The sequence below is a fragment of the Flavobacterium sp. A45 genome (assembly GCF_002001005.1).
Taxonomy (GTDB): Bacteria; Bacteroidota; Bacteroidia; order Flavobacteriales; family Flavobacteriaceae; genus Flavobacterium.
Genome location: NZ_MUNX01000029.1, coordinates 23,219 through 30,268, shown reverse-complemented (window position 1 = coordinate 30,268; position 7,050 = coordinate 23,219). Strand labels below are relative to the sequence as shown.

The following is a 7,050-nucleotide window of genomic DNA, read 5'->3' as shown; positions in this document are numbered from 1 at the left end:
TTTTTATAGTATAATTAAATCAAATTTAGATTAAAATGTTAGATAGAATTCAAACTAGGAACGAAGAATTAGCTAATGGAATTTCACATATACTAGGTGTGTTTTTTTGTTTATTCGCTATGCCATTTCTAATTGCAATAGCATACAAACAACATAATTTAATTACCGAATCTTCCGTTATTGTTTTTGGAATAGGAATGTTATTGGTGTATTCATTTTCGTCTTTGTATCATTTGGCACAAAAAGAGAAAACGAAACAGTTGCTTAAAATTGCAGATCACATCAGTATTTACTATCTAATTGCCGGAACCTACTCACCATTGATGGTTATTTATTTGAATAAAGAAACGGCTTTGGTTTTTCTGGGAATAATGTGGTCAATAGTTTTGCTGGGAACTTTTTTTAAGATTTTTTACGTTGATCGTTTTAAGTTTCTTTCTGTTTTGTTTTATTTATTGATGGGATGGATGATCGTTTTTGTGATAAAGCCGTTGTGGGGAGTTATTCCTTTATCGATTTTTTTGTGGATACTTGCTGGAGGATTGAGTTATACCGTAGGCGTTTATTTTTATATAAAAGGACATAAAAACTACTTTCATACTGTTTGGCATTTTTTTGTGCTTTTTGGAACGATTTTTCATTATGTGGCAATTTTAAAAAGTCTATGAGAAGCTTAAAACTGCTTAATAAAAAGTTAAAATTAACGACGAAAGGACAAAAATTATAATTTCCTTAGGAATTTTAGGAGTATTTTAGTTTTCGTTTCTACTTAATGAGTTATATTTGCAATCCTTCGAAATTTTTTTTGAAATACATACACAGCAAATTTAATAACCCCCTCAAAAATGCGTGTATTGTTAAAAATGAGGAATAAATAAAAAATATGAAGTATTTTAGGTCAATTGTTATAGCACTTTTTTTATGCAGTATCAGTGTTTTTTCGCAAGATAATAACATCAAGCACACCATAGTAAAAGGGGAAACAATTTCTAGTATTGCTCAAAAATATAATGTTTCGATTACGTCTATTTACAAGCTAAATCCTAAAGCTAAAAAAACCTTACATCTCAATCAGGTTTTATTGATTCCAAATTCTGAACCTAAAAAAACGAATGAAGTAGCTGTTACTGATTCTGAAAAAACAACGGATATCAATCACCAAGTATTGACCAAAGAAACAATTTACGGAATTACCAAACAATTCAAAACTACTACAGAACTACTTTATAAAGCCAATCCACAATTAGAAGCTGAAGGATTAAAAGTTGGTCAAACGATTATTATCCCATCGAGTTTAACAAAAAAAGAAATAGCAAGTCTGTCAAATGCAAAAACTCAAGAGGTAGTTGAGACAGTAGAATCAGCGACAACTCCTTTAACTCATCAAGTAAAGCCTAAAGAATCGTTGTATGTTATTGCGAAGATGTATGATATTTCGTTAAAAGAATTGCAAAATGCCAATCCAAAAATAGGAAAAAAAGGGTTGAGCATTGGGCAGACAGTTGTGATTCCAAGCAATGGAAAAGCACCTGAAAATGAAATTATCGTTGAAGAAAATAAGTTAGCTACAAAAGAAAAAATTGTAGTGGAGAATAAAGAAACTGTTCCTGCTGTCACTGATAACGGAACGAAAGAAAAAGAAGTAAAAACAGATTCTCAAATTCAGACTTCAGAAATTATCCATGAGGTTTTACCTAAAGAAACTAAGTACGGAATTGCCAAAAAATACGGAATCACTGTAGCCGTTTTAGAAAAGCAAAACCCTGCCATTCAACAAAAAATGTTGGTTGGTTCAAAGTTGAGTATTCAAGTTCCAAGTGATAAAATTGAAAAAGTCAGAAAAGAGGAAATTTTGGTATCGCAAGTTGAAAAACCAAAGGATACAATAATAGCAACCGTAAATATGCCGAATGCAGATTTGATAAATCAGATTATTCAATTGGCTTCAGATAAAATAGGGATACGATATAGAACTGGAGGTACAACAACTGCTGGATTCGACTGTTCAGGGTTAATGTATGCTACCTTTGGTGCTTTTGATATAAAACTGCCTAGGTCATCAATTGAGCAATCTTCTATCGGCGAAAAAATTGATGATGAAAATGCACAAAAAGGAGACTTGATTTTCTTTAAAACCAATGGTAGACATCACATTAATCATGTCGGAATGGTTATCGAAGTGGCTGAAGATGAAATAAAATTTATTCACTCTTCGACGCATTCAGGAGTGATTATTTCGTCTACCAAAGAGCCTTATTATCGTCGTAATTTTGCTCAGGTAAACCGTGTTTTAAATTAATATTCCATCCACTATTCCTGATTATCATAGTAGACTTGTTTTATCACAAACAATAATTATTCTATTGATTTAAATTGTTTCATTTCTTCTAAAGGCTCAATAGTGCTGATGCCTTTCCATAGTTTAGGATCATACTGTTTTATGGGTATGAATTTAAAATTCTTCTCATCACTAGCTACAAATGCGGTATTTGAGATTTCTGTATTCGAAATGGTCATTATTTCTTTTTTATGGAATGTATTTCCTTCTATTTTGATATCAAGTGCAAGTACATCTTTTTCATCACTTGTCAATTCGATAAATTTTAAAGGTCTATTTAAATAGAAATAGACTCCCCTTTCTTTTGACGCATAGCGTAAATAATAGCCTATACCGCTAGCATTACGATTAAAGATGAGTGTTCCTTTACTAATGTTTTCAGATGATTTTATACCTAATAGGAATTTCATATTAAATCCTTTCACGGTCTTATTGTCAGCCAATGTGTAATCTGCTCGAACAACTCCATAATCGGTTTCAGAAATGTAAAGTTTTCCAGTGTATTTTGCTTTACTCTTTTTGGGTTTAAAGTTCAGTACATAAACAAATTCATTTTCATTGGAATAAATAGCACCTTCATATTCATAATGATAAAGTTCATACTGGGTTACAAAATCTAAATTGCTGTTTTGTGAAAAATTATTCTTCGATATAAAATTCTCTAGGGTACGTTTAGTCAAAGCTGCTTGATTTTTATTCTCTTTATTTAGTTTTCTCTTATAGAAATCCTTTCGTAAAGAAATCGAATCTTGTGAACCAAAAAGACCACTTTTAACTCTGTAGTATTTTGTAGTATCTAGATGTTTGAGTATCATTTTTGTCGCTGTTTGTTGTAGATCATCAACATCTGCCGAACGATTTTCATCCTTTAATTTTGTCGCTTTGACCACATCAAGTTTAGAGGAAAATACTCGTTTGTCCTTCTCAGTTTTAACATTACTATAATAATTGCAAAAAATATCTGTATATTCTTTGGGTGGATGTGATATAATTTTAGCATTAAAAGAAGTTATCTCTGCATTAGCTAGTTTTAGGTTGTCCTTTGTAAAACCAGTTGATTTGGTAATCTCCATATCCATTTTTTTGGGACTAAAAGAGTTTTCTTCACGATAAAATAAAACTTCTTTTGAGGATTGATATTCCCTTTTGTAATTACGATCCAAGTTTTCCTTAACCGTTGCCATTATGCTATAGGGGTTTGGTTTGATGTTGGATACATTAACATCGGCAAGTTCAAAAACACCAGGTTGTAACTTGATGATGTTTTGCTGGCTTTTCAGCTGATCTAAAGTTATTGTTTGGTTCACATATCCGAGATAAGATATTTCGAGAATCGAAGCATTTTCGTTATTGTTTTCGGTTACTGTGAAGAAACCGTCTGTATTCGAAATTAAACTCTGTGATCCATTAACTTGTATGTTGGCGTATGGAATAGTTTCGCCAGTTTTACTATCTATGATTTTTCCAGTAATGTCTTGGGCTAAACCTAATTGATAAACAAACAGAATAAAGAAAATATAAATAAGAATTCGTTTCATAATTGCATTTTATATTTGTTGATTAGACTAATATTTTTTAAAAAAGTGGGATGTAAATTTCATTAGAACTTCAGTTAGAATTCTTTGTAAAAGTTACAACTTATTATTTTTTAACAAAAGAATTATCTAGTTGCACATTGCAAAATTTATTTAAGATTCTAAATGTAGAAATTCTTTTTGTGATTTTTCTATTACTTTGAATTTTATAAAAAAAGTATATCTTTAGCCAACCAAAAAAAATAAACCTATAAAAATGGAAGAAAACAAACCAGAAGAATTTAAAAGAGAACTCGGATTACTAGACGGGACAATGCTTGTCGTTGGATCAATGATTGGATCAGGGATATTTATTGTGAGCTCGGATATGGTGCGCCAATTGGGTTCTGCAGGATGGCTGATTGCGATGTGGGTGCTTACCGGATTTATTACCGTGATTGCCGCCGTTAGTTATGGCGAGTTGAGCGCGATGTTTCCAAAAGCGGGCGGGCAGTATGTTTACATAAAAGAAGCTTACGGAAAACTGATTGGGTTTTTATATGGTTGGAGCTTTTTTGCTGTGATACAAACAGGTACAATTGCCGCTGTGGGTGTGGCTTTCTCGAAATTTGCTGCTTATTTGTATTCTCCTGTGAGCGAAAAAAATATTATTTATGAATTGGGCGATTTCAAACTCAGTGCTGCCCAAATCGTTTCGATAATCACCATTATTTTATTGAGTTACATCAATAGCCGTGGTGTGAAAAATAGCAAAATTTTGCAAACGGTCTTGACGGTTATTAAAATTGCCTCGATTTTTGGATTGATTATTTTTGGATTTTTTGCTGCTAAATCTGAGGTTTGGGATGCCAACTGGGCAAATGCTTGGTCTTCTCAATCATTGAATACTGATACGGGTTCTTGGCTTCCAATCAGTGGAGTAGCTTTGATTTCGGCAATGTCGGCTGCATTGGTGGGTTCATTGTTTTCGAGCGTGGCTTGGGAAGGTGTGACTTTTATCGCTGGCGAAATCAAAAATCCAAAACGCAATGTAGGATTGAGTTTATTTCTAGGAACCTTGATTGTAAGTTGTATTTACATTTTGGCCAATGTGATGTATTTGGCGGTGGTTCCTTTACAGGATATTGCTACGGCAGAATCGGATAGGGTGGCTGTTGTTGCATCACAAAATATTTTCGGAAATATTGGAACATTAATTATCGCCTTGATGATTATGATTTCGACTTTTGCCTGTAATAACGGTTTAATTATGACTGGGGCAAGGGTTTATTATACGATGGCACAAGACGGTTTGTTTTTCAAAAAAGCTTCCCATTTGAACAAGGCGAGCGTACCGGCTTGGGCATTGTGGGCGCAGTGTTTTTGGGCTTCAGCTTTGTGTTTGACCGGAAAATACGGTGATTTGTTGGACTTTGTTGTAATTATCGTTTTGATATTTTATATACTGACAATCTACGGGATTTTTATTCTTCGCAAGAAAATGCCAGATGCAGAAAGACCGTATAGGGCTTTTGGTTATCCGTTTTTACCAGCACTTTACATTATTATTGCCAGCGCCATTTGTATTACTTTGTTATATACAAAACCGAGCACTTGTGGTTGGGGTGTTCTAATAATGTTGATTGGAATTCCGATTTATTATTTAACTAAATCGAAGGAGTAGTTTTTTATTGTTCAGTTTGAACATTCTATAAAAGAAATTCGTCTCGATTATGAGACGAATTTTTTTATTAGAGAATGTGTCGATTTGATGTAAACATATCTTGGCAATATTTATGTTCTCGATAAAAACAGAAAACCCGTTTTGATAAACAAAACGGGTTTTTCTAGTGTAGTAAGCACTTATTTAATATTAGCAAACAGCGTTTTCTAATATTAACTCTTCATTAAAAGGAAGATTCCAAGCCTCGGCTACTCCTTTGTAAAGGATTTTTCCGTTGGCTATGTTTAATCCTTTTTTTAATTCTTCGTTATCAGCACAAGCTTTTTGCCATCCTTTGTTTGCCAATTGTACAGCATAAGGCAAAGTAGCATTAGTAAGTGCTAATGTAGAAGTATAAGGTACTGCACCTGGCATATTCGCTACACAGTAATGTACGATATCGTCAATGATGAAAGTTGGGTCTTCGTGAGTTGTAGGAGTACAAGTTTCGATACAACCTCCTTGGTCAACTGCTACGTCAACAAGAACAGTTCCCGGACGCATTAATTTTAGCATATCACGAGTAATCAAGTGAGGTGCTTTTGCTCCTGGAATTAATACAGCTCCAATAATTAAATCAGTATCTAAAATTGCTTTTCTGATGTTATAGTTGTTAGACATTTGAGTCATAACGTTGGCAGGCATAATGTCGTCTAATTGACGTAAACGTGGCAAACTAACATCCATGATAGTTACTTGAGCTCCTAAACCTGCAGCCATTTTTGCTGCTTGAGTTCCTACGATTCCACCACCAAGTACTAATACTTTAGCAGGAGGAACACCTGGAACACCACCAAGAAGAATTCCTCTTCCTTTTAATGGTTTTTCTAGGTATTTTGCACCTTCTTGAATAGACATACGACCTGCTACTTCAGACATTGGAACTAATAATGGTAAGCTACGGTCTGTTTTTTCAACAGTTTCATATGCCAAACAGATTGCTTGACGCTCAATCATTGCATGAGTTAACGGCTCTGATGATGCAAAGTGGAAGTATGTGAAAAGTAATTGATCTTTTTTAATAAGTGGGTATTCTGAAGCGATTGGCTCTTTTACTTTGATAATCATTTCGGCAATACTGTATACCTCTTCAATAGTAGGTAAGATTACAGCACCGGCTGCAGCATATTCTTCATCAGCAAAACCACTTCCTTCACCTGCAGTTGCTTGAACATAAACACTATGACCGTTGTTTTTCATCTCAGCAACACCTGCTGGAGTTAGAGCAACACGATTTTCGTTATTCTTAATTTCTTTTGGTACACCGATTATCATAACTGTTGTATTTAGTGATTGATTTAAAATTCAATTACAAATTTAGGAGATAAAGAAAAATTTTGTTCATTGTAAATCAAAATAGGAAAATATTATTTTTATTTAGTAATTTAGCATGAAATAATTCTTTTTTTATTGCCTTTTTTATTTGTAAAAAGAAAATTAATCGGATTATTTTGTTATAAATCAATTTTAATAAA

At 33.3% G+C, this 7,050-nt stretch carries 5 protein-coding genes; 3 read left to right on the top strand and 2 right to left on the bottom strand.

Annotation, left to right across the window (positions count from 1 at the left end; all coding sequences use genetic code 11):
• Positions 1 to 35: 35 nt before the first annotated feature.
• Both B0E44_RS00335 and B0E44_RS00330 read left to right on the top strand, forming a co-directional pair.
• Complete coding sequence (locus B0E44_RS00335) at positions 36 to 668, top strand: hemolysin III family protein (protein WP_077370213.1); 633 nt, start codon at positions 36 to 38, stop codon at positions 666 to 668.
• Between the two features lie 215 nt (positions 669 to 883).
• Complete coding sequence (locus B0E44_RS00330) at positions 884 to 2,299, top strand: peptidoglycan endopeptidase (RefSeq protein ID WP_124019251.1); 1,416 nt, start codon at positions 884 to 886, stop codon at positions 2,297 to 2,299.
• 56 nt (positions 2,300 to 2,355) lie between these two features.
• Here B0E44_RS00330 and B0E44_RS00325 read toward each other — a convergent pair whose 3' ends face one another.
• Positions 2,356 to 3,876 carry a carboxypeptidase-like regulatory domain-containing protein gene (locus tag B0E44_RS00325; protein ID WP_077370212.1) on the bottom strand — a complete coding sequence of 507 codons (1,521 nt, stop codon included), beginning with the start codon at positions 3,874 to 3,876 and terminating at the stop codon, positions 2,356 to 2,358.
• 253 nt (positions 3,877 to 4,129) lie between these two features.
• Between B0E44_RS00325 and B0E44_RS00320 the strand changes: the two genes are divergently transcribed.
• Positions 4,130 to 5,536: an APC family permease gene (locus B0E44_RS00320; RefSeq protein ID WP_077370211.1), complete on the top strand. Its 1,407-nt coding sequence runs from the start codon at positions 4,130 to 4,132 to the stop codon at positions 5,534 to 5,536.
• Positions 5,537 to 5,725: 189 nt separating this feature from the next.
• On the opposite strand, the gene ald is transcribed toward B0E44_RS00320, so the two are convergent.
• Positions 5,726 to 6,850 (bottom strand): alanine dehydrogenase, encoded by a 1,125-nt coding sequence (gene ald, locus B0E44_RS00315; RefSeq protein ID WP_077370210.1) that lies wholly within the window; start codon positions 6,848 to 6,850, stop codon positions 5,726 to 5,728.
• Positions 6,851 to 7,050: the final 200 nt, after the last annotated feature.